Origin of the sequence: Photobacterium rosenbergii, assembly GCF_003026455.1 — a bacterium.
Lineage (GTDB): Bacteria > Pseudomonadota > Gammaproteobacteria > Enterobacterales > Vibrionaceae > Photobacterium > Photobacterium rosenbergii.
Map to the genome: position 1 here is coordinate 1 of NZ_PYMB01000014.1, position 23160 is coordinate 23160.

Below are 23160 nucleotides of genomic sequence, written 5' to 3' on the forward strand. Positions count from 1 at the left end.
TGCTTGGCGACCATAGCATTATGGACCCACCTGATCCCATGCCGAACTCAGTAGTGAAACGTAATAGCGCCGATGGTAGTGTGGGGCCTCCCCATGTGAGAGTAGGACATCGCCAGGCTTCCAATTTCAGAAATTCGCAAACGCGGGTTTCACGCAGAATTGCGTGCTGGTATAGCTCAGTTGGTAGAGCGCACCCTTGGTAAGGGTGAGGTCCCCAGTTCAAATCTGGGTACTAGCACCACGATTTTGTTCAGCGACAATAGCACAGCGGTACCACCTGATCCCATGCCGAACTCAGAAGTGAAACGTTGTAGCGCCGATGGTAGTGTGGGGCCTCCCCATGTGAGAGTAGGTCATTGCTGAACACCTCTTCTAAACCCAGCCTAACGGCTGGGTTTTTTCATATCTGAACAACAGAAAATCACCGTTCTTAAAAATTCTCTCTGCTTCATGAGTATTTCTCACCTTTAGGTGGCACATCTTCTATTCTTTTAATCTTCTTTTACTTGCGCCCGCGAGTGATCTCTTATAGTTTTATTTAGAAATCTGGACGTCTAAACATCTCTTGGCCATTTTGGCTTTATTAAGAGGTTTAGGCGGGAAACACGTTTAAGGAGAAGCACCCATGCCGATTAAGATCCCTGACAAATTACCCGCAACCGATATCCTACGGGGAGAAAATATCTTCGTGATGTCGGAAGCCCGTGCTTCGAGTCAGGAAATCCGTCCTTTGAAGGTGCTGCTGCTTAACCTGATGCCAAAGAAGATAGAGACGGAAACCCAGTTCTTGCGCCTGCTGTCCAATAGCCCGCTGCAGGTCGATGTTGAATTGCTCCGTATAGACAACCGGCCTACCAAGAATACGCCGACAGAGCATCTCGATACCTTCTACCGTCAATTCGAAATGGTGAAAGACCGTAACTTCGATGGCTTGATAGTAACGGGTGCTCCGCTTGGCTTGGTGCAGTTTGAAGATGTACTGTATTGGGAAGAAATTCAGACCATCATGAACTGGGCCAAAGAGCATGTGACTTCGACGCTGTTTGTGTGCTGGGCAGCCCAGGCTGGTTTGAAGCTACTGTACGACCTGCCTAAGCGTACCCGTAAGGAGAAGTTATCAGGGGTCTATTGGCACCGTATTCATGATTGCCACAATCCGATCCTGCGTGGCTTTGATGATTCATTTTTGGCGCCACATTCTCGTTTTGCCGATTTCTCACCAGAGTACTTGGAAGAGCATACTGATCTAGATATTCTGGCGACGTCTGAGCAGGCCGGTGTGTACTTGGCATCGACCAAAGACAAGCGAAATGTGTTTGTAACCGGTCACCCGGAGTATGACGTTGATACTCTGCATAATGAGTATGTAAGGGATGTCGGGGAAGGGATGGAGCCAAATGTACCGGTGAACTACTATCCTGATAATAATCCAGACAACCCACCCATTGCCAGCTGGCGTAGCCATGGTCACCTGCTGTTTTCCAACTGGCTAAACTACTGTGTCTACCAGCAGACTCCTTATGATTTGGAGCACTTCTCGGCAGCCAACTTCACCACAGATGAATAGTTTGTTGCCGAATAAAAAAGACCTGCTGAAGCAGGTCTTTTCGTGCATTAATTCTGCTTATACTTTTCTATTCATGTTACTCCATGCACCAGAATGAAAATTTCAAAAACGCAAAAAAGACATCCATGTCGCTCCAACCCTGGAAGGCCAGCCCCGACCGTCCCTGGTGGGTAGGTTTTGAAATTTTATCCTGATGCATGAATTCACGTGTTGTTATAACTAAAAGACCTGCAGAAGCAGGTCTTTTTTTATCATGTCTATTTGCTTGGGCTATTCTCGGCTTCCCACAATTTGGCTTTGTGGATCAGCGGGGTAATCGTCGAGCCCTGAACCAATATTGAGAACACGACCACTGAGTAGGTCATCACCAGCATAATTTCCCGCACATCAATGTTCTTGTCAGGGATCACCATCACCCCTGCTGGAACTGCCATCGCCATTGCAAGGGCTAGGCCACCGCGCAAGCCACCCCAGGTTAGGATTTTAACCGACATCGGGTTGTAGTCGCGGTAGCGGTTGAAACCGATGTAGGAGAACTTAACGCTGAGGTAACGGCTAAGCAGTACTAGTGGTACAGCAACGACCATCAAGACCCAGTCTTCCTGGTGGAAGCTGAACTGCAGCATACTCATACCAATCAATAGGAACAGCACGCCATTGAGGAACTCATCGACCAACTCCCAGAAGTGGTCGAGGTGATCTTCACTTTCCTTCGAGAAGCCAATATAGCGGGTCCAGTTACCGATCATGATACCTGAAACTACCATAGCCAATGGTCCTGAAACGTTGATGACATCAGCAAACACATAGCCGGCAGTCGGTATGCCCAGCGTGAGCAGAAGTTCCATTGAGTGGTCATTGGTCGAGCTGATCAGGTAATGGAAAATAAGCCCTAGGGCGAAACCGTAGGCGATACCGCCGATAGCCTCTTGCAGGAAGAGTTGGCCAACACCAAGAACGGTAGGGGCTTCGTTACCAAAAGCGATGGTAAATAGGGTAACGAAAATGACAAGGCCGAAGCCGTCATTGAATAAAGATTCGCCCTCAATTTGGGTAGAAATACGCTTTGGCGCATCGAGTTTTTTTACAATAGCGAGCACGGCAATCGGGTCGGTTGGCGAGATCAGCGAGCCGAAAATCAAGCAATAGATCAAGTCGAGCTGGATACCGAGCGCCTGACAAATACCCCACAGGGAAAAGCCGATAAAGAAGGTTGAGAATAAAGTGGCGGCAAGGGCCAGTGTGGTGATTTCCCACTTTTGGTCTTCTAGATGGGGGAGTTTGATCCCCAAGCCACCCGCGAACAGCAAGAAACCCAGAATCCCCTTGAGTAGGAAGTTCTCGAAGTTGATCTCGCCGAGCTGGCTTGCAGCAATGTCTTCTAAGTGGAACCAGCCGTTATGCCCGGCAACAATGATGCCCAGAGATAGCACCAACGCCCCAGCAGTGATGGCGATAGTGGTCTGCATTTTTCCTATTTTGCTGTTTATAAAGGCGATAAGCATTGCTGCTGCCGCCAGGAAACAGAGGGTGCTGTAAACTGACATCCAGTGACCTCGATGGTGTTTGAAAGTAAAGCTGAAAATTGTGTCAAAATATAAATCTATCGCTGTCCGATAGCTATCTTTAATTTCTTACAATGAGTTAAAAATTAATCAACGAAAAGCCCTTTAGACGTCTAGATTTCCATTTTTGCTATGGTAGGATGTGAACTAGCTGTAACATTAGATAAGGAAGTAAAGCGGTGTTGATGGGCAAGGATTTACTAAATAAGCGCTTGGCAGAGCAGATCCTGATCATTGATGGTGGCATGGGCACCATGATCCAGGGCTATAAGCTGGAAGAGCAAGATTACCGTGGTGAGCGTTTTGCCGACTGGCACATGGACCTCAAGGGCAACAACGATTTACTGGTATTGACCCAACCACAATTGATCAAGGATATCCATGCCTCATACCTTGAGGCTGGTGCGGATATCCTAGAGACCAATACATTCAACGCAACCACCATCGCGATGGCTGATTATGAGATGGAAGCGTTGAGTGCCGAGATCAATCTCGAAGCGGCCAAGCTTGCCCGTCAAGTGGCCGACGAGTGGACGGCAAAGACACCGGACAAGCCGCGATTTGTGGCCGGTGTATTAGGCCCGACCAACCGTACCTGTTCCATATCGCCGGATGTAAACGATCCTGGTTTCCGCAATGTTACCTTTGACCAGTTGGTCGAGGCGTATGCCGAATCGACCCGCGCATTGATCGAGGGTGGCTCAGACATCATCCTTATCGAGACGATTTTCGATACCCTCAATGCCAAGGCGTGTGCCTTTGCGGTCGATACCGTATTTGAAGAGTTGGGCTATTCGTTGCCGGTGATGATTTCCGGCACGATTACCGATGCATCAGGCCGTACCCTGTCGGGCCAGACTACCGAGGCATTTTATAATGCCCTACGCCATGTTAACCCTATTTCATTTGGCCTGAACTGTGCTCTGGGACCTGACGAACTGCGCCAGTATGTCGAAGAGTTGTCGCGTATCTCTGAATGTGCCGTCTCTGCCCACCCAAATGCTGGCCTACCCAATGCCTTCGGTGAGTATGATCTGTCACCGGAAGAGATGGCGAGCCATATTCAAGAGTGGGCTGAAAGCGGGTTCCTAAACTTAGTGGGTGGTTGTTGTGGTACCACACCTGAGCATATTCGACAGATGGCCGAAGTGGTGGCAGACATTGCCCCTCGAGCGTTGCCTGAGTTACCGGTAGCCTGCCGTTTGTCTGGTCTTGAGCCGCTGACCATTGAAAAAGATACCTTGTTCGTCAACGTGGGTGAGCGAACCAACGTGACCGGCTCGGCCCGCTTCAAACGCTTGATCAAAGAAGAACTGTATGACGAGGCGCTGGAAGTTGCCCGCCAGCAGGTAGAAAACGGTGCCCAGATCATCGACATCAACATGGATGAAGGGATGCTGGATGCCGAAGCGTGCATGGTGCGATTCCTCAACCTGTGTGCTTCCGAGCCAGAGATTTCCAAAGTACCTATCATGGTCGACTCCTCGAAGTGGGAAGTCATTGAGGCTGGCCTGAAATGTATTCAGGGTAAGGGGATAGTTAACTCCATCTCGCTCAAGGAAGGCAAAGAGAAATTTGTTGAGCAGGCCAAGCTGATCCGCCGCTACGGTGCAGCAGTGATCGTGATGGCGTTCGATGAAGTTGGTCAGGCCGAAACCCGCCAGCGCAAGCTGGAGATCTGTACCAATGCCTACCGTATTTTGGTTGATGAAGTTGGCTTCCCGCCGGAAGATATCATTTTTGACCCGAATATCTTTGCGGTTGCGACTGGTATTGAAGAGCACAACAACTATGCGGTTGACTTCATCGAAGCGGTCGCGGACATCAAGCGCGACCTACCTCATGCCATGATTTCTGGTGGCGTATCTAACGTCTCGTTCTCATTCCGTGGTAACAATTACGTCCGTGAAGCTATCCATGCCGTATTCCTGTATCACTGTTTCAAGAACGGTATGGATATGGGGATCGTCAATGCAGGTCAGCTAGAAATTTACGACAACGTACCTGAGAAATTGCGTGAAGCGGTAGAGGATGTGGTCCTGAACCGCCGTGATGACTCGACAGAGCGCCTGCTGGATATCGCTGCGGAATATGCCAATAAAGGCGTAGGCAAGGAAGACGATGCGTCAGCTCTTGAGTGGCGTACCTGGCCGGTAGAAAAGCGCCTTGAGCATGCTTTGGTCAAGGGGATCACCGAGTTTATCGTCGAAGATACCGAAGAAGCGCGTCTCAATGCCTCCAAGCCGCTTGAAGTGATCGAGGGGCCGTTGATGGATGGCATGAACGTGGTTGGTGACCTGTTCGGTGAAGGCAAGATGTTCCTGCCGCAGGTGGTGAAATCTGCCCGGGTAATGAAACAGGCGGTTGCCCACCTCGAGCCTTATATTAACGCTGCGAAACAAGCGGGTGCGACAAACGGCAAGATCTTGCTGGCAACGGTAAAAGGCGACGTCCACGATATCGGCAAGAATATTGTTGGTGTGGTACTGCAGTGTAATAACTACGAGATCATCGATCTCGGTGTGATGGTACCGTGCGAGAAAATCCTCAAGGTTGCCAAGGAAGAGAACGTCGACATTATCGGCCTGTCTGGCCTGATTACACCATCCCTCGACGAGATGGTCCATGTGGCGAAAGAGATGGAGCGCCAAGGCTTCGACCTACCGCTGCTGATCGGCGGTGCGACGACATCCAAGGCTCATACTGCGGTGAAGATCGAGCAGAACTACAGCCATCCAGTGGTGTATGTGAACAATGCCTCCCGTGCTGTTGGCGTGTGTACCTCACTGCTGTCTGATGAATTGCGCCCTGCTTTTGTCGAAAAGCTTGATGCCGATTATGTCAGGGTACGTGACCAGCATAGCCGCAAGCGTCCAAAGACCAAACCGGTTTCCCTAGATGTTGCACGAGCAAACAAAGTAGCGATTGATTGGGATAGTTACACCCCGCCGGCTCCTCTGAAATCTGGTGTGCAGGTCTTCGATAACTTCGATATTGCCACCCTGCGCCAGTATATCGACTGGACCCCGTTCTTTATGACCTGGTCACTGATGGGCAAGTATCCGGCCATCCTCGACCATGAAGAGGTGGGTGAGGAAGCGCGTCGTTTGTTTAAAGACGCCAATGACTTACTTGACAGGGTTGAGCAGGAAGGTTTGCTCAAGGCCCGGGGGATGTGTGCTATGTTCCCGGCCAACAGTGTCGGTGATGATATCGAGGTGTACACCGATGAGTCGCGCACCGAAGTGGCCAAGGTGCTTCATAACTTGCGTCAGCAAACCGAAAAGCCGAAGGGCTTCAACTATTGCCTGTCGGACTATATTGCGCCGAAGGAAAGCGGGAAAGCCGATTGGATTGGTGCCTTTGCAGTAACTGGTGGTATTGGTGAGCGCGAGCTGGCCGATGCTTATAAAGCGGCGGGCGATGACTACAACGCGATTATGATCCAGGCTGTGGCCGACCGTTTGGCAGAAGCGTTTGCCGAATACTTGCATGCGCAGGTGCGAAAGGATATCTGGGGCTATTCGCCGGATGAGGATTTGTCCAACGATGATCTGATCCGTGAGAAATACCAAGGGATCCGTCCTGCACCGGGCTACCCGGCATGTCCTGAGCATACCGAAAAAGGGTCGCTGTGGGAGCTATTACAGGTAGAAGAGACCATCGGTATGTCACTGACGACCAGCTATGCTATGTGGCCGGGTGCGTCTGTCTCGGGTTGGTACTTCTCTCATCCAGACTCGCGATACTTTGCGATCGCCCAGATCCAAGATGATCAGCGTGACAGCTATGCTGATCGCAAGGGCTGGGATTTGGTCGAAGCCGAGAAATGGCTGGGGCCGAACCTCAACGGCTAATAGATTTTCTCAACAATAAAAAAGGCGCTCAATGAGCGCCTTTTACTTTTCGACTAATCAGAATCTTATCTGTTTGGCCTTACTCAAACAAACCTTGGTGCAGCACTTTGATCACTTCGCGTGATTCTTCCGTCTTCACTAGGAAGCACAGGTTATGGGTGCTGGCGCCGAAACAGATCATGCGTGGGCTGTAGTCATCCAAACGGCTGAATACCTGGGTTGCTGCGCCTGGGGCATCACCAAGCTCGTTACCTATCAGGGCAACCAGACAAAGGTCTTGCTCGACTTCTACGCGGCAAAGCTTGCTAAGTTGCTCCATAGCCGAAGCAGGCAGGCTTGGCGCGCCGCCACCGGTATCGGTTTGATCCAGTGTTAGTGACACACTGACTTCAGAGGTAGTGATCAAGTCAACCGAAATCTTGTGCTCAGCAAGAATGCGGAATACCTCAGACAAGAAGCCATAGGCATGGAACATATTTAGGCTAGTCAGGGTAACCATGGTCTGGTTACAGCGCAGGGCGAGGGCGCGGAACTTAGGCGGCTCGCTCACTTGCTGGCGGATCCATGTGCCGCCTTGCTCTGGTGCCTTGGATGATCCTATAAATACTGGGATCTGCTGGCGGACCGCTGGTAGCAAGGTCGACGGGTGGAGGATCTTGGCACCGAAGTTGGCCATTTCAGAGGCTTCGCTGAAGCTGATTTCGCTGATTGGCTTGGCATTAGCGGTGATACGCGGGTCGGTGGTGTACATGCCCGGTACGTCAGTCCAGATTTCCAGGGTTCCAGCACTGATAGCTTCAGCAACAAGAGCTGCACTGTAATCACTGCCGCCACGGCCTAGGGTCGTGGTTTCCCCGTTAGCGTCTGAGCCGATAAAGCCTTGGGAGACGATAACTGTCTCGCCTTCCAGCAATGGCTGGAGCTGGGCATCAGCAAGCTGGCGGATAGTGTCGACCTCAGGGATGGCCTTGCCGAATTGGCTGTCGGTACGCATGACAGAGCGAATATCGAAACGTTGGGCTGATGCCCCCATTTCGTTCAGAATTTGGGTAAATAAATGCGTCGACAGTAGTTCACCATGGGCAACCAGCTGATCGGTCAGCTTAGTCGATGGTGCTTCGGCGGCCTGTTCGGCGAGGCTTGCCACGTCATTGATAAGTTGTTCTATGTGGCCAGCGACAGCATCTGGCTGGGCCAGTTGGTCGATAATGTTCTGGTGGATAGAAGTCAATTTATGTAGCCGTTGGGAGCGCTGCTCGTTATCGGCAATTCCGTTTGCAAGTTCAACTAGCAGGTTAGTAACGCCGGAACATGCACTGATCAAAACTACTTTAGCAGCAGGGTTTTCCTTGATGATCTTGGCACTTCGGCTCATGGCGGCATGATCGGCTACGCTAGTACCGCCAAATTTCGCTACGGTTATCGGTGGAGGAATAGTAAAGTTATTTTCGACAAAGCTCACAACGAGTCTCCCAGTATTAAAGAGTAAAACGCAATTAACAGGGGGCTCGGGATGGTAGTCCCGACAAAAAGTCAGGAGAGCAAAAAGGTAAGATGTAAACTGATACAACAACCAGAAGCTCCCCACCTATTCATTACCAGGGTGAATAGGTGACAGCCAGAAGGATTCAACCTTCGTAGCCGATACGCCATGCCCCCTGTCATGTCGTATCTCGGCGTTACTCCCCCTCTCCAGACTGCTTCGGGGTGGGGCCCCGCAATCAAGATACCTGGGTAACGCTCCTCTTCTGTCTTCACCTGAGAAAAACCTTTCTTCAGGATGAACAAAAAACGATCTACATTGAACCGGATTTACAGGTATGTTGTCAATTACATAGAAATAAAATATGCATAAATTTTGCAAAAAATTGTCACAAATGGTGATGGGTTCTTTGTGCTAGAAGGTGGTGGCGATTTGGTATAAGCATAATTAGCTCATTGCTGATATAGTCAATCAGTACCTTACAATAACGATTTACTGTCACGCTTACTGCCAGGGAGGAAAACAATAATGACGATTGGTAGCTTCTACCCACCACAGCGAACCCTCATGGGGCCGGGTCCTTCAGATATCTACCCGCAGGTGCTACAGGCCCTGAGCCGCCCAACCATTGGCCACCTTGATCCGCTATTCATCGGCATGATGGATGAGCTCAAGCAACTGCTGCAATACGCTTTCCAAACCCAAAATACCTTTACCATTGCCGTTTCCGCACCGGGCAGTGCCGGTATGGAAGCCTGCTTTGTTAATTTGGTTGAGCCGGGCGATAAAGTGATTGTATGCCGCAATGGTGTGTTTGGTGATCGTATGCGTGAGAATGTCGAGCGCTGCGGTGGTGTTGCCGTGATGGTCGATAACAACTGGGGTGAGCCCGTTGATCCTAACTTGGTCGCCCAAGCACTAGAAAGCAACCCGGATGCGAAAATCGTTGCTTTTGTCCATGCTGAAACCTCAACCGGTGCACTAAGTGATGCTGAGGCAATTGCCAAGCTAGCCCGTGAGCATGACTGCTTGACGATTGTGGATGCAGTAACCTCTTTGGGTGGTGTGCCTTTGCTGGTGGATGAGTGGCAGCTGGACGCGGTCTATTCTGGCAGCCAGAAATGCCTGTCTTGTGTTCCGGGTTTATCGCCACTGACTTTCTCGGAAAAAGCGGTAGCTAAAATCCAGGGCCGTCAGGCACCAGTACAAAGTTGGTTCCTTGATCAGAGCCTAGTACTTGGGTACTGGAGCGGTGAGGGCAAGCGTAGCTATCACCATACTGCGCCAGTTAATAGCCTATATGCATTACATGAAGCCTTGGTTTTACTGCATAACGAAGGTTTGGAAAATGCTTGGCAGCGCCATAAAGATGCTCATTTAGAGCTCCGTGAAGGCTTGGAGCAGTTAGGGATTGAGTTCGTCGTCGATGAAGCCCACCGCCTGCCTCAGCTCAATGCGGTCTACATTCCTGACGGTATTGATGATGCTGAAGTCAGGAAGACCCTGTTGGAGCGTTACAATCTGGAAATTGGTGCAGGCCTTGGTGCCTTGGCCGGTAAGGCCTGGCGTATCGGTTTGATGGGTTATGCTGCCCGTAGTGAAAATGTCGCCCTGTGCCTGCGCGCACTGGAAACGACGCTGAAGTAATTTCCAATTAACCAGCTAGTTAACAAAAAAATGGCTACCGTTAGGTAGCCATTTTTATTTATGTCGATAATCAAGGGGCCTCCGGCCCTTCTTCTGGTGGTGCTAAGGCCGCTGGCGCTGTAAAGGCATGGCCAGGGTACAGGTACTGGGCCTCATCCAATATTTGTGCAGCTTGTTCTTGTTGCCCTAGTTGTCCATGTGCCGTGATCAGGTTCTGGTATAGATCCGGGCGCGGCCACTGTTTGGCTTTATTCTGGGCCCAATTGATGTACTCCTGAACCAGAGCCGGGTTATCACTGGCAATGCCAAGCTGCAGTTGGGTAAGGTGCAAATCCCACTCAAACCGGTCTTTCCATGCCCATGGGTTGTTGACTCGGAGCAGGTAGTCCACATTGGCCGGTTGGCTGGTTTCATATTTGGTCAGTTGGGCACCTGAATAGAGGGTCGTCGCCATAAACCCGGTGGTGGCGAGCGGGACGGTTAGCACCAGCGCCCGTATCGAAAGGATATAGTCCATCCGCTTTTTGTAGTACTTGGCCGTTAGGTTATCGACCCAATAAATAAGCAGGATGAATATGACCCAGTGCACCAGGGAGTGGTAGAACGGGTACTCCAATTGGGAGTGCAAGACGATGGGGAAGAACAAGCCAATCAGAGCGAGTTGAGTACCTTCCCGTGCTTTCTTTATCTTCAGGAATACGGCTGCCGCAGCTGCCAATAACGCTAACAGAGGAACAATGCCTCCTTCAGCAGCCCAGAAGACCAGTTCGTTATGTGGGTGGGTGAGGGCTGCCATCCCAGCCGGGCTGTCTGGGTTATCGTGATGCCATCTTGCCGTTTGGGTGATGTAGCTGACTTCAAACGTGCCGTAGCCGTAACCGGTCAATGGTTGGTTGAGGAACATCTCGGTCGCTTGAGGAATATGCATTGCGCGAGCACTCACCAAGCTCAAGCGGTTTTCCTGTGGTGACCAACCTGTTGAACTATTGATATGCCAGGAAACACTGAGCCCCAGTACTATCATCAATAACCACATTCGCCATTGTGCCTTGGCTGCAAAACGGCGCAGGTATGGGATAAGCAGTACGGTCCCGACAACGGCGCCGAGCCAGCCAGTGCGCGAGCTCAGTACGACAAGGATCGGTAGGGTGACTACAGGAGTTAGCAGTAGGAAACATTGCTGCCAGCTCCATTTCCCACGGTACATCGGAATACGTGCCAGCAGGTAACCAGAGAGCACTAAGCCGGTAGCGAGGAAGCTGGCCATGACGTTAGGCTGCTGGAAAATACCATAGGGGCGGTTGGCTATGGTGTCATAACCGATAGGGTTGCCGGGCTCGAGGAGCGTGAATTGTACCCAGCCAAAGCCTGATTGGATCCAGACCGCGGCAAGGACAAACCACAACATGCGTTGGCGTTGCTTGTGGTTGAACGAGAATTGCTGCAAACCGACGAAAAACAGCAGGCCCGCCCACAGGCCCAATAGCCGGGGTAGGCTTTGGCTTGTATCGGCATTGGGATAAAACACTGGGAGTGTCAGCAACACACAGCAAACCGCAAGGACAATAGTCAGCCGCGAGTAGCGCCATATCCGCTGACGGCAAATTTCCAGTAGGCCAAAAGCGATGGCAAAGCTAAATGGGATCCAGCTCATGGCATTGAATGATAGCTCAAGGCCTGAACCACCAGGATTATGCTGGAAGTAGTGCATGGCAAGCAGGAATAAGATCCCGAGTGACACCAAGAAGGGCTTGATCATCGGCTTGCTGATCCCTTTCTCGGCAAGGTTGGTGCCTTTTACGTATAACACTGTCATGGTAGTTGTGTTGGATCCCACTGTCTTACTCAAACAAAACCGGGCTTGGTTGCAAGCCCGGTTTATCGTCATCGGTTAGGTTGCCAGAGCTATTGTACTGGCGTTCACTCTGGCAGCAAAGGCTTGAGGAAGCGGGCAGTGTGCGAACCTGCGATCTGTGCCACTTGTTCAGGTGTACCGGTTGCAATGATTTCACCGCCACCACTACCGCCTTCGGGGCCAAGGTCGATGATCCAGTCCGCTGTTTTGATAACATCAAGGTTATGCTCGATCACCACAATGGTATTGCCGTGGTCACGTAGGCGGTGCAGGACATTGAGCAACTGCTGGATATCATGGAAGTGTAGGCCGGTTGTCGGCTCATCCAAGATATACAGGGTTTTACCGGTATCGCGCTTGGAGAGTTCGCGTGCCAGTTTGACCCGCTGCGCTTCACCACCAGACAAGGTGGTAGCGGCTTGACCGAGGCGGATGTAGGACAGGCCGACATCAATCAGGGTCTGCAGTTTCCGCGCAATAGCCGGTACCGCATCGAAGAACTCACGGGCATCTTCTACCGTCAGCTCCAGCACCTCGTCGATGGTCTTGCCCTTGTAGCGTACCTCAAGGGTTTCACGGTTGTAGCGCTTACCCTTACAGGCATCACACGGTACATAGACATCCGGAAGGAAGTGCATCTCTACCTTGATAACACCATCTCCCTGACACGCCTCACAGCGGCCACCCTTGACGTTGAAACTGAAGCGGCCCGGCTTGTAGCCACGCGAACGTGATTCCTGGGTACCGGCAAACAATTCACGGATTGGGGTGAAGATCCCGGTATAGGTCGCAGGGTTAGAGCGCGGCGTACGGCCAATTGGGCTCTGGTCAATATCAATGACTTTGTCGAAATGCTCGATATCCTGGATTTCACGATACGGCGCTGCCTGACCCGATGTTGCACCGTTGAGTTGGTGGTGGGCTATCTGGAAGAAGGTATCGTTGATCAGGGTCGACTTGCCTGAGCCGGACACCCCGGTAATACAGGTAAATAGGCCGACAGGGATTTCAACATCGACGTCTTTGAGGTTATTGCCCGTTGCACCCAGTAGCTTGACGGTTTTCTCTGGATCCATCGCAACACGCTGCTCTGGTACTGCGATGCATTTCTTACCGCTGAGGTACTGGCCCGTCAATGAGTTATCGTTGGCGACGATATCAGCCAGCTTACCTTCGGCAATCACGTTACCACCGTGGACACCGGCTCCCGGGCCGATATCGATAACATGGTCGGCCATGCGGATAGCATCTTCGTCGTGCTCAACCACAATAACGGTATTCCCGAGATCGCGTAGATGGGTCAGGGTCTTGAGTAGGCGCTCGTTGTCACGCTGGTGGAGGCCGATCGATGGCTCATCCAGTACGTACATTACACCGACTAGGCCGGCACCGATCTGGCTCGCTAGGCGGATACGCTGGGCTTCACCGCCGGACAGGGTCTCGGCGCTGCGGGATAAGTTGAGGTAGTTAAGGCCGACATTGACCAGAAAGCTCAACCTGTCATTGATCTCTTTGAGGACTTTCTCGGCGATTTTGGCCTTTTGCCCAGTCAGAGCCAATTGGTTAAAGAAATCCATCGCTTCACTGATACTCATCTCGCTCACGGTCGGTAGCGTAGTATCAGCAATGAAAACGTTACGGGCTTCGAGGCGTAGGCGGGAGCCTCCACAACTGCTACACGGCTTGGTCGAGACAAACTTGATCAGATCTTCGCGTACTGAGTTGGATTCGGTCTCGCGGTAGCGGCGCTCCATATTATTGAGGATCCCCTCAAACGGATGGCGGCGTACCGTGATGTCACCCCGGTCATTGATGTATTTGAATTCAATCTCTGTCTTGCCCGAGCCGCTAAGGATCACGTTCTGGATTTTCTTTGGCAGGCTATCGAATGGTGCTTCGACATCGAAGCCATAATGTTCGGCCAGCGACTTGAGCATCTGGAAATAGTAGAAATTACGTTTGTCCCAGCCACGGATCGCCCCGCCAGATAGGCTTAGTTCACCATTTTGTACCACCCGGTCAGGGTCGAAGAACTGCTGGACACCCAAGCCGTCACAGGTGCCACAGGCCCCGGCCGGATTGTTGAACGAAAACAGGCGAGGTTCCAGTTCCTGCATACTGTAGCCACAGTGCGGGCAGGCAAAGTTGGCTGAGAATACGATCTCTTCATGCTCGCCGTCGGTCATCGGGCTGACAACAACGTTACCACCTGAAAGTTCCAGGGCGGTTTCGAACGACTCTGCCAGACGCTGCTGGAGGTCATCACGGACCTTGAAGCGGTCGACGACCACTTCGATAGTGTGCTTCTTGTGCAACTCCAACGTCGGTGGATCAGACAAGTCACAGACCTCACCATCGATACGGGCACGGATATAGCCCTGGGCAGCGAGGTTGGCCAAGGTCTTGACGTGTTCACCCTTACGTTCTTTGACGATAGGGGCAAGTAGCATCATCTTGCTGCCTTCTGGCAACTCAAGCACTTTGTCGACCATCTGGCTGACGGTTTGGGCGGCCAACTCAACATGGTGGGTCGGGCAACGTGGTTCGCCGACACGGGCGTAGAGCAAACGCAGGTAATCGTAGACTTCGGTAATGGTACCGACGGTTGAGCGCGGGTTGTGCGAGGTCGACTTCTGCTCGATGGAAATCGCTGGTGATAGCCCCTCGATATGGTCGACATCCGGTTTTTCCATCAATGATAGAAACTGGCGGGCATAGGCCGAGAGCGATTCGACGTAGCGGCGCTGTCCTTCGGCATACAGGGTATCGAAAGCCAGAGACGACTTTCCCGAGCCTGACAGGCCGGTGATAACAATCAGCTGATCCCGAGGCAGCGTGAGGGAAATGTTCTTGAGGTTATGGGTACGGGCACCCCTGACTTCAATGTTATCCATATCGATGAGCTTTATTGACTAATTTATGACTGCGGCATTATTGCACAGGGCTCAGGGCCTTGAAAGAAAAAGCTGTATAAAAACACAGTGAGCTGGTTATAATAGCACCATTATATGTTGCTTGCTCGCGCTGTTGTTTGCTTCCAAATACTCAGTTTAAGCCCTATTCGATCAGGGGCGAAGCATGATAGACTTCGCGATTAAGTATAAACTTTCAATAACGGTCGCTGGCCTTTCCCAGCACCGGTAATGAGATCGGAGTGAACTATGGCCAGTCGTGGCGTAAACAAAGTTATCCTAGTCGGTAACTTGGGTAATGATCCAGAAATCCGTTACATGCCAAGTGGTGGTGCAGTAGCCAATATTACCATTGCCACCTCTGAAAGCTGGCGTGACAAGAACACTGGTGAACAGCGCGAGAAAACTGAATGGCACCGTGTGGCGCTATTTGGCAAGCTAGCTGAAGTAGCTGGTGAGTACCTGCGCAAAGGTTCTCAGGTATACATCGAAGGTCAACTGCAGACGCGTAAGTGGCAGGACCAAAGTGGCCAGGACCGCTTCACAACAGAAGTTGTGGTTCAGGGCTTCAACGGTGTAATGCAAATGCTTGGCGGTCGTCAGGGCGGCGGTCAGGGTATGGGCGCACCTATGGGTGGCGGTCAGCAGCAGCAACAAGGTGGTTGGGGCCAGCCTCAGCAACCAGCAGCAGCACCTCAGCAGAACTTTGCTCCGCAGCAACAGCAACAGGCTCCACAACAGCAGGCTGCTCCTCAGCCTCAGTACAACGAGCCACCAATGGATTTCGACGACGATATTCCGTTCTAAGCACTTGCTGTGTTGTTCGGTCGTTGACCAAGATATTAAGCCTCGCTGTTGCGGGGCTTTTTATTGCCTGCTAACTACTGCCAGTTAGCTTTGGGCCGGGTTGGACTTAGCCTTGATAAAATCGATGAACAGCTTGGTTTTGACGTGGTTGTAGTCAAGCTTGGGGTAGTAGGCATAGGCTGAATTAACAGGTTGTTTTAGCTCAGGTAACACTGGCACCAAAAGGCCTTTGCTCAGCTCCCGCTTGACCGTATTTTCACCTGAAAGGATTATCCCCATACCGGCAACAGCCGCTGCCACCAGTGCCTCGGGGTTCTGGGTGGTGAGATTCCCCTTTAGCCGCAACCTGACATCATTTTCGAACATGTGTTCTTGTTCGTGGCCATGGGTGCCGTACATCAGGCAGTTGTGCTGCGCCAATTGCTCCGGGTTTTCAATGAGTGGCTTGCCTTCCAAATAGGAGGGGGAGGCATAGAAGCCATTGCTGTAGTTGAACAGCTTGGTCGCAATGTAGCTTGATGAGTTGAAGTCGGCCAATTCTTTACTGATAAACACATCCAGGTTGAGATCCGGTAGTTGGCCTGGAGTAATGGTATGTAGCTCGACCTGGATATTGGGGTATTCCTCGATAAACTCGGCCAGGTAGTTGACCAGCAAGCGGCTGCCAACGGCCAGCGGCGCACCTATCCGTAATACCCCACTGACTTCCCCGTAGGTAGAGGTCGTCTCTGCCAACATCTGGTGCCAATCATCCAACAGGCGTGCGCTGCGCTGGTAGAAAAGGCGTCCGGCATCGGTCATGGTCAGGCTGCGGGTGGTCCGCTTGAGTAACTGTACGCCGAGCTGCTTTTCCAGCCACGCCAAGCGCTTGGATAATGCCGAGCTGGAAGTGTTGAGCTTGGTAGCGGCCTGGGCAAGAGAGCCCTGATCGACAACAGTGACAAAGCTTTTGGTGCAGGTGATCCAATCCATGTTTGTTAATTACCCTATAGCGCTGGTGGGAGAGCTGAAGATACCGACTTCCCTACATTACCATGACTTTATGCGCTGTTCAGACTGTTTCTGACTCAACTGGAGTTTAAGAAATTGTTAATTTGTCGACTTTAGCACTGACAGTATGATCGATTGAATGGTATTTTGCTTGCAACAGACGTCCGTGCCTGAGCCTGGTAATAATCATCTATGGCTAGGTATCTATTTGACTAAAAGAGTTTTTTTGGCTGCTTATGAGAAAAGCTTCAGGGATGCGGTTAACCAACCGCCTAGTTGCCTTTGTCACATTAATTGTTATTTGTGCCATTTTCGTCATTTTTATTGGCGGGGCGGTGAGTTTTCGCAAGTTAGGACAAGACTACCTGACCCATTATCTTGATGGTGTGGTGGAAGTGATCGATCAGGAGTTGGCCGATCCCCAAGGATCGCAAGCCATCTCCCGCTGGCTCCCCAAACTACTGAAAGCCAGTAATGTGGTGGAACTCGAAGTTGGTAGTAGTGCCGGGGTAGTCTATGCCTTCGAGGGGCTGCAGCCTTTGTCGGACCGCAGCATCCTGCATGAGAGCCGTTACGAACTTGAGCATAATCCTGGTTTCACCGTCACGATGAAATCTATCCCACCTTATACCGAATTTACTTACTCCATCGGGGCGATGTCGTCGATAAGCTTGGCGATTGCCATCATTATCCTGGGGTTGGTGTGGGGAATGGACTGGTTGCGGCGACAGTTGCATGGTTCTGAATTGCTCGAGCATCGTGGCCGTTTGATACTGGCTGGCCGGGTCGAAGAAAACGAAGTGGGTGACGAACAGGAGTGGCCGGCAACCGCCAGTTTGGCACTCGACAAAATGATTGCCGAGCTCAAAGATGCCCGCCAGGAGCGGAGCCGATTCGATACCTTTATCCGAACCCATACATTCCTTGACCAGTTAACGGGGGCAGCCAACCGGGTATTGTTTGATAGTCGGTTGCAGTCGATGCTGCAGGATCAAGAGACTCATGGTGCAGTGATCCTAATTCGGATCACCGACTGGGAAGAGTTGCTGGCAGACAAGGGCAAAGCCGAGGCGGATGAATTGATCCAGGATGTCGGCGGGATCTTGTCGAACCTGATCCAGCGTTATCCTGATACCGTGCTGTCACGTTATTTCGATGCCGAGTTTGCCATATTGCTGCCGCAGCAACCGGCCAAAGAGGTCAAACAATTTAGCAATTCGCTGATGAATGCGCTGGATAGGCTCTCGCCGCCGGCACCGTTGGAGCCGGATAACTGGTGCCATATCGGTGTGACTTACTGTGCCAGTGGCGAGCGCCGTGGCCGGATCATGGATGAGGCGGATATGGCCTTGCGCAGTGCCCAATTGCAAGGCTCAAACAGTTGGTATGCGTTCAAGAAAGATCAGCAGTTCGAAGATGCCCGGGGCAGTGTTCGCTGGCGGACTTTGCTGGACGCCATTTTCAGCAGTGGCGGTCCTGTGATGTACCAGCAGTCGGTCCAGTTGGTCGATGGTACACCGCTGCACAGGGAGTTGCTATCGAGGATCAGGGATGAAAATGGCATGTTGATCAAAGCGTCGCGCTTTCTGACTGCTGTCGAACAGGTCGGTTTTAATGCCCGCATGGATCAATGTGTGGTGACCAAGGCACTGCATATGCTCAAGAGCGAGCCGATCACCGAGTCGATTTCGGTGAACCTGAGTGTTGAGGCGTTGCTTGAGAAAAGCTTTGTTAAGTGGCTGCGCGATGAACTATTGCAAACCCCGCGTACGGTGCTCAACCGATTGTCATTTGAAGTGCCTGAAGGGGGATTGGTCAAACACCTCGATGCCATGCGCCCAGTAACCCGAATGCTGGTTGGGCTTGGCTGTAAGCTAGTGGTTGATCAGGCTGGGCGGACCATTGTCAGTACCCACTACATCAAAGATATCCGCGCCGATTACATTAAGCTGCACCGCAGTTTGGTACGCGAAATCAACTTGCGACAGGAAAACCAGTTATTCGTTAGAAGCATGCTTGGCGCCTGTGCCGACTCCGATGTCCAAGTGATAGCTGTCGGGGTAGAAAATGCGCAGGAGTGGCAGGTTCTCAAGCAGTTAGGCGTAAACGGTGGGCAAGGACGTTACTTTTCACCTGAGATCTCAACAGAGCATGATCCTGCTGGTAATAATAACTCACGGAAATTGTTTGGAAAAAATACAAACTAGAGCAAAAAAATACTATTCATAATGGGAATTATCATTATAATGGTCAAAATATTGACACATGCAGTCAAGAGTTCTATGCACCTGCAATATTTCCTGATTTAAGCCAGTTAATCCCAAGAAGCCTGAAATGATAATAAATAAATTGTTTAGGAAGAAGACACATTCTCCTGCGGTGGGAATGGCCCTGTTCGCCGATACCGTGGCCTTGGTTTATCAGGAAGGTAAGACATGGACAACTGACGAGCAAGCTGTTTCAGGTGTTGCCGGGTGGGCGGGTGCGATTCGCTCACTGGTTGAAAAACACCAGCTCAAGGGGGCGGAGATACGGCTGGTATTGGGCCATGGCTTATACCAGAGCATGTTGATCGATAAACCAGAACTGCCACGGGAAGAGTACCCGACCGCCTTGCCATTTTTGGTCAAAGAGTTGGTCAATGAATCACCGATGGAGCTGGTGGCGGATGGCTTTGTTGCCCCACTCAAAGATCGCCTACAGGCATTTTCAACCCAGAGAAAGCAGGTTGAACAGTTAGAGAAAGCCTGTCGAGAGGTGGGGTGTGAGCTACTGTCGGTATCTGCCGAAGAGGTAGTATGGGGGCATCTAACCGCCTTTGAAAGAAGCCAATTGGTACTTCACCGCCGAGGCAAAACCAATCTGCAATTGTCCGCATTCAAACATCAGGTACTGTGCTTCCAACGTCAGCTTCGTGGCTTCAGTGTGCCATTACTGGCCAAGGATGATACCCAATCACTAGAGAAAAACTTACAGCTTGATGGGTTGGCGCTGGAGCTACAGCGCTCGCTGGACTTCTTGAGTGCACAGTTGCGTGATGCCCCTATCACGCAGTTGCTGATCTCTTGTGATGATGACGATGACAACGAACTAGCCCAAGCGCTTAGCCAGCGCCTCAACGTCAACGTTGAGCCGGTAACACCTTCCCATCCTAGTTTGGCGAGTAATGCCGTACGTGTTGCCTACTGTGCGGTGATTGAGCCTAAACATGTCGGGATTAATTTTTACAGTGATGCCCTAAAGCCAAAACTTGAACTGTTGACCCTGCCCAATATTGTCATGAGCTGGGCGGCTATCACAGTGATATTAGGGGCATTGGCTGGTTGGTTTAGCTGGCAGAGCCACCAACAACAGCAAGAGCTGGCAGCGGATAAGCAGCGGTTGCAGCAAAAGACCGCCGAGGTTGAGCAGGCCAAGGCTGCTTTGGCTAAACACTTGCCGAGCCAAATCAAAGTGGATGTGGCCCATGGTCTAGAACAGCACCTAGCCGACAAGCGGGCAGCGCTGGAAGCGATTGCTTTGCATGACAGCAGTTTGCAGGTCGGTTATGCCGGAATGATGCAGCAATTATCATCAGCGGCGAGTGGCGATATTTCAGTACAGCACCTGAAAGTCAAAGGGCCGCAGCTCAACCTTGAAGGACTGGCACGCACACCGGATGCAGTGCCGGCCTGGCTGCAGGAGTTCAAGCAATACCCATCACTGTCGGATCGCCGCTTCAAACTGATGTCTTTGGGTAGGAATAAACAGAACATCGTGACCTTCAAGTTGTTGGCAGAGCGAAGCCAGCCCGCCGTAGCAACAGGTACCCAAGGAGTCGCCCAATGAACCAGTGGCAGACACTATGTGACAAATTTGAGTTGCTGACCAAGCGTGAGAAATGGCTGATTGCCCTTTCGGGGTGGATAGGCCTGCTCTTTGTCGGCTTTGTTGCCATTATTGAACCCCAGATAAAAGCGGTTGATGCTGCCAAAGGGCAGTTGCAATCCGTCAAGAATGCGTTGATCACCAACAGTAACCAGCTACTGGTGATGCAGCGCAAGCTCAAGGGCGATCCTGATGCGGAAATCGATGAACAGATCATCTTGCTGGAGCAGGAAAATGCCGATCTCGATGAGCAGTTGGATGGCCGTGTATCGAGCTTGGTGACCCCGGTGCAGATGTCGGCGCTGATGGAAAAAGTGCTTCAGCATTCACGTAAGCTCAAGTTGCTGTCGCTGGAATCACTACCACCAGTTCAGTTGGTTGGCGGGGAAGATAAAGGTTATTACATCCATCCTGTCAGGTTGAGCTTGCGAGGCCGCTATTTTGATTTGATTAGTTACCTCGAGCAATTAGAGGCCCTACCGGTCCAGTACTACTGGCGCAGCTTGGATTACAAAGTGGATAACTACCCTTGGGCCGATATCCAGTTGGAAGTTTACACACTCGGGGTAAGCGAGGACTTTATTGGTGGTTAGATTAGCAGCGATAGCCATGGCATGGCTAATGATGACACTGGTACCGGTACAGGCCGCGCAGGATCCGACAGCGCCTTTAGGCTGGCAGGCACCAGCGGTCAAGTCCAGTCCGTCACGGGCACGCCTGCCGCAGTTGCAGGGCATTTTTTGCGAGCAGGATGGCCAGGCATGCCGGGCGATTCTTAACAGTGTGTCTGTCGGGACCGGCGGACGGATCAGTGGTTATACCTTGAGCCAAGTGACAGATGATTACGTCATCTTGCAACGGGGTGGTCGGCAGTGGCGACTAGATATGTTCGCCGATAACGTAAAGTCAGAGTAGAACAATAAGTGGTAAACATGCGTGGATTAATTGTAGCTGTTGTCATAGCTTCCCTGGCAGGATGCTCGACCAATATGGGACACCGAGATCCGGTGGAAGTGAAAGGTGCCCTGAATCAGGCCGCCAACGAAGCAAACAGCAGGCCGTTGATGGATTTGCCGACAGCGGTAAGCAACGATTTGATGCCTGGCCTTGATGGTATGGACTATGCCAGCCAGACAGTGCTTGAAAAGCGCTTCAGGGTCAACGCCCGCAATGTTGAAGCCAAGGCTTTCTTCGGTAGCCTAGTGAAAGGGACGCCTTTCAATATGGTGATCCACCCGGAGGTTCAAGGGCGTATTTCCCTTACCTTACGTGATGTGACGCTAGATGAAGTACTGTCTGTAGTCTCTGATATCTACGGGTACAACACCACCCGCAAGGGCAATATCATCCAGGTTTTCCCGGCGACCCTGCGCACCGAAGTGATCCCGGTTGACTACCTACAGTTGCAGCGTAGGGGTGTTTCCCTGACCACGCTGACAACAGGCTCGATTACCAATAGCGATACTGGCAACTCGGGTAGTTCAAGTAATAGCTCGAACAGCAGCAATAACAACAGCAACAATAGCGGTAGTAACAACAGCTCAAGCACGACCACAGGCGGTACTACGATCCAGACCACGTCGGAAAGTGATTTCTGGGCCCAGCTAGAGAAAGCGGTACAGGCCATGATCGGTAGCGGCCAGGGACGCAGTATTGTTGTTTCGCCTCAGGCGAGCTTGATCTCGGTCCGTGCGTATCCAAACGAATTGCGCGAAGTAAAAGAATTCCTCGGCGTTTCCCAGAAGCGTCTCAAGCGTCAGGTGGTACTTGAAGCCAAGATCATGGAAGTCACCTTGAGTGATGGCTACCAACAAGGGATCAACTGGAGCAATATCACCAAGAGCATCGGCGGCACAGATATTATTTTCGGCCGCGGAAGTATCACAGATGCCAATGGCAATATTCCGACCTTACCGGGTGCCGACCCGATTGCTGCGCTATTGGGCGGTCAGACCAACATTACTATCTCAGACGGTAACTTCGATGCGGTGCTGAGCTTCCTTGATACCCAGGGTGATCTAAACGTGCTATCTAGCCCGCGTGTCACTGCGGCGAATAACCAGAAAGCAGTGATCAAAGTGGGTAGTGATCAGTACTTCGTGACTGATGTATCGGGTGGTGAAGTCAACAGTGATGGTGGCACGGCTTCGCCAGATATCGAGCTGACGCCATTTTTCTCCGGTATTTCTTTGGATGTAACACCACAAATCGGTGATGAAGGCAGTGTCTTGCTCCATGTTCACCCTGCGGTTATCGATGTTGAAACGGAAGTACGCGACATTGCCCTAGGTGAAACTTTTGGTACTTATCAGTTACCGCTGGCCAAGAGCTCTATCCGTGAGTCTGACTCGGTGATCCATGCCCGTTCTGGCGATGTGGTGGTGATCGGTGGTCTGATGAAATCTGCAACGACCGATCAAGTCTCTAAAGTCCCGCTACTGGGTGATATCCCTATGCTGGGCCACCTGTTCCGCAATGTGAACAAGCTGCAGACCAAAACCGAGTTGGTGATCTTGCTGAAACCGACAGTGGTTGGTGAGCAGACCTGGCAACAGGAAGTGGAACGTTCTCGCGCCTTGATCAACGAGTGGTTCCCTGAAGAGGGTTAAA

General features: G+C 51.5%; 14 protein-coding genes, 1 tRNA gene, 2 rRNA genes and 1 riboswitch. Of the genes, 12 read left to right on the forward strand and 5 right to left on the reverse strand.

Annotation, left to right across the window (positions count from 1 at the left end):
• Positions 1-2 precede the first annotated feature (2 nt).
• From rrf (C9J01_RS20250) to metA, 4 genes are all read left to right on the forward strand, one after another.
• Positions 3-118 (forward strand): 5S ribosomal RNA (rrf, locus tag C9J01_RS20250).
• Between the two features lie 47 nt (positions 119-165).
• Positions 166-241, forward strand: a tRNA-Thr gene (locus tag C9J01_RS20255).
• A gap of 8 nt (positions 242-249) precedes the next feature.
• Positions 250-365: ribosomal RNA gene (gene rrf, locus C9J01_RS20260) — 5S ribosomal RNA — on the forward strand.
• A gap of 260 nt (positions 366-625) precedes the next feature.
• Positions 626-1567, forward strand: a complete 942-nt coding sequence (gene metA, locus C9J01_RS20265; RefSeq protein WP_107299963.1) for a homoserine O-acetyltransferase MetA — start codon at positions 626-628, stop codon at positions 1565-1567.
• A gap of 257 nt (positions 1568-1824) precedes the next feature.
• Here metA and C9J01_RS20270 read toward each other — a convergent pair whose 3' ends face one another.
• Positions 1825-3114 (reverse strand): cation:proton antiporter, encoded by a 1290-nt coding sequence (locus C9J01_RS20270; RefSeq protein ID WP_107299964.1) that lies wholly within the window; start codon positions 3112-3114, stop codon positions 1825-1827.
• A 203-nt stretch (positions 3115-3317) separates the two neighbouring features.
• On the opposite strand from C9J01_RS20270, the gene metH reads away from it, so the two are divergent.
• A complete protein-coding gene (gene metH / locus C9J01_RS20275) occupies positions 3318-6989 on the forward strand; it encodes a methionine synthase (protein ID WP_107299965.1) in 3672 nt (1223 codons plus the stop codon).
• Between the two features lie 79 nt (positions 6990-7068).
• Here metH and lysC read toward each other — a convergent pair whose 3' ends face one another.
• Entirely contained in the window at positions 7069-8451 is a 1383-nt protein-coding gene (lysC, locus tag C9J01_RS20280; RefSeq protein ID WP_107299966.1) for a lysine-sensitive aspartokinase 3, read from the reverse strand.
• 107 nt (positions 8452-8558) lie between these two features.
• Positions 8559-8745, reverse strand: a riboswitch (Lysine riboswitch).
• Between the two features lie 255 nt (positions 8746-9000).
• Here lysC and C9J01_RS20285 point away from each other — a divergent pair.
• On the forward strand, positions 9001-10119 hold the full coding sequence (locus C9J01_RS20285) for a pyridoxal-phosphate-dependent aminotransferase family protein (RefSeq protein WP_107299967.1): 1119 nt from the start codon (positions 9001-9003) through the stop codon (positions 10117-10119).
• Between the two features lie 70 nt (positions 10120-10189).
• On the opposite strand, the gene C9J01_RS20290 is transcribed toward C9J01_RS20285, so the two are convergent.
• Together C9J01_RS20290 and uvrA are read right to left on the reverse strand one after the other, a co-directional pair.
• Positions 10190-11935, reverse strand: a complete 1746-nt coding sequence (locus tag C9J01_RS20290; RefSeq protein ID WP_107299968.1) for a PglL family O-oligosaccharyltransferase — start codon at positions 11933-11935, stop codon at positions 10190-10192.
• Positions 11936-12039: 104 nt separating this feature from the next.
• On the reverse strand, positions 12040-14868 hold the full coding sequence (uvrA, locus tag C9J01_RS20295) for an excinuclease ABC subunit UvrA (RefSeq protein WP_107299969.1): 2829 nt from the start codon (positions 14866-14868) through the stop codon (positions 12040-12042).
• Positions 14869-15135: 267 nt separating this feature from the next.
• On the opposite strand from uvrA, the gene C9J01_RS20300 reads away from it, so the two are divergent.
• Positions 15136-15693, forward strand: a complete 558-nt coding sequence (locus C9J01_RS20300; RefSeq protein ID WP_107299970.1) for a single-stranded DNA-binding protein — start codon at positions 15136-15138, stop codon at positions 15691-15693.
• A gap of 84 nt (positions 15694-15777) precedes the next feature.
• Here the strand turns inward: C9J01_RS20300 and C9J01_RS20305 are convergent, their stop codons facing one another.
• Positions 15778-16665, reverse strand: a complete 888-nt coding sequence (locus C9J01_RS20305) for a LysR family transcriptional regulator (protein WP_107299971.1) — start codon at positions 16663-16665, stop codon at positions 15778-15780.
• 254 nt (positions 16666-16919) lie between these two features.
• On the opposite strand from C9J01_RS20305, the gene csrD reads away from it, so the two are divergent.
• The 5 genes from csrD (at position 16920) to mshL (ending at position 23159) form a co-directional block, all read left to right on the forward strand.
• Positions 16920-18890 carry an RNase E specificity factor CsrD gene (gene csrD / locus C9J01_RS20310; protein ID WP_107299972.1) on the forward strand — a complete coding sequence of 657 codons (1971 nt, stop codon included), beginning with the start codon at positions 16920-16922 and terminating at the stop codon, positions 18888-18890.
• 127 nt (positions 18891-19017) lie between these two features.
• Complete coding sequence (locus C9J01_RS20315) at positions 19018-20511, forward strand: PilN domain-containing protein (protein WP_107299973.1); 1494 nt, start codon at positions 19018-19020, stop codon at positions 20509-20511.
• Entirely contained in the window at positions 20508-21143 is a 636-nt protein-coding gene (locus tag C9J01_RS20320) for an MSHA biogenesis protein MshJ (protein ID WP_107299974.1), read from the forward strand. The genes C9J01_RS20315 and C9J01_RS20320 overlap by 4 nt, the downstream gene beginning before the upstream one ends.
• On the forward strand, positions 21136-21465 hold the full coding sequence (locus C9J01_RS20325; RefSeq protein WP_237157027.1) for an MSHA biogenesis protein MshK: 330 nt from the start codon (positions 21136-21138) through the stop codon (positions 21463-21465). Before C9J01_RS20320 ends, C9J01_RS20325 begins: the two co-directional genes overlap by 8 nt.
• Positions 21466-21482: 17 nt before the next feature.
• Complete coding sequence (mshL, locus tag C9J01_RS20330; RefSeq protein ID WP_107299976.1) at positions 21483-23159, forward strand: pilus (MSHA type) biogenesis protein MshL; 1677 nt, start codon at positions 21483-21485, stop codon at positions 23157-23159.
• Position 23160: the final 1 nt, after the last annotated feature.

Coding starts and splice junctions, on each gene's coding strand:
- C9J01_RS20285 (WP_107299967.1), top strand. CDS start 9,001: ATGACGATTGGTAGCTTCTACCCACCACAGCGAACCCTCATGGGGCCG.
- metA (WP_107299963.1), top strand. CDS start 626: ATGCCGATTAAGATCCCTGACAAATTACCCGCAACCGATATCCTACGG.
- C9J01_RS20290 (WP_107299968.1), bottom strand. CDS start 11,935: ATGACAGTGTTATACGTAAAAGGCACCAACCTTGCCGAGAAAGGGATC.
- uvrA (WP_107299969.1), bottom strand. CDS start 14,868: ATGGATAACATTGAAGTCAGGGGTGCCCGTACCCATAACCTCAAGAAC.
- C9J01_RS20270 (WP_107299964.1), bottom strand. CDS start 3,114: ATGTCAGTTTACAGCACCCTCTGTTTCCTGGCGGCAGCAGCAATGCTT.
- C9J01_RS20305 (WP_107299971.1), bottom strand. CDS start 16,665: ATGGATTGGATCACCTGCACCAAAAGCTTTGTCACTGTTGTCGATCAG.
- C9J01_RS20300 (WP_107299970.1), top strand. CDS start 15,136: ATGGCCAGTCGTGGCGTAAACAAAGTTATCCTAGTCGGTAACTTGGGT.
- metH (WP_107299965.1), top strand. CDS start 3,318: ATGGGCAAGGATTTACTAAATAAGCGCTTGGCAGAGCAGATCCTGATC.
- C9J01_RS20315 (WP_107299973.1), top strand. CDS start 19,018: ATGATAATAAATAAATTGTTTAGGAAGAAGACACATTCTCCTGCGGTG.
- csrD (WP_107299972.1), top strand. CDS start 16,920: ATGAGAAAAGCTTCAGGGATGCGGTTAACCAACCGCCTAGTTGCCTTT.
- C9J01_RS20320 (WP_107299974.1), top strand. CDS start 20,508: ATGAACCAGTGGCAGACACTATGTGACAAATTTGAGTTGCTGACCAAG.
- mshL (WP_107299976.1), top strand. CDS start 21,483: ATGCGTGGATTAATTGTAGCTGTTGTCATAGCTTCCCTGGCAGGATGC.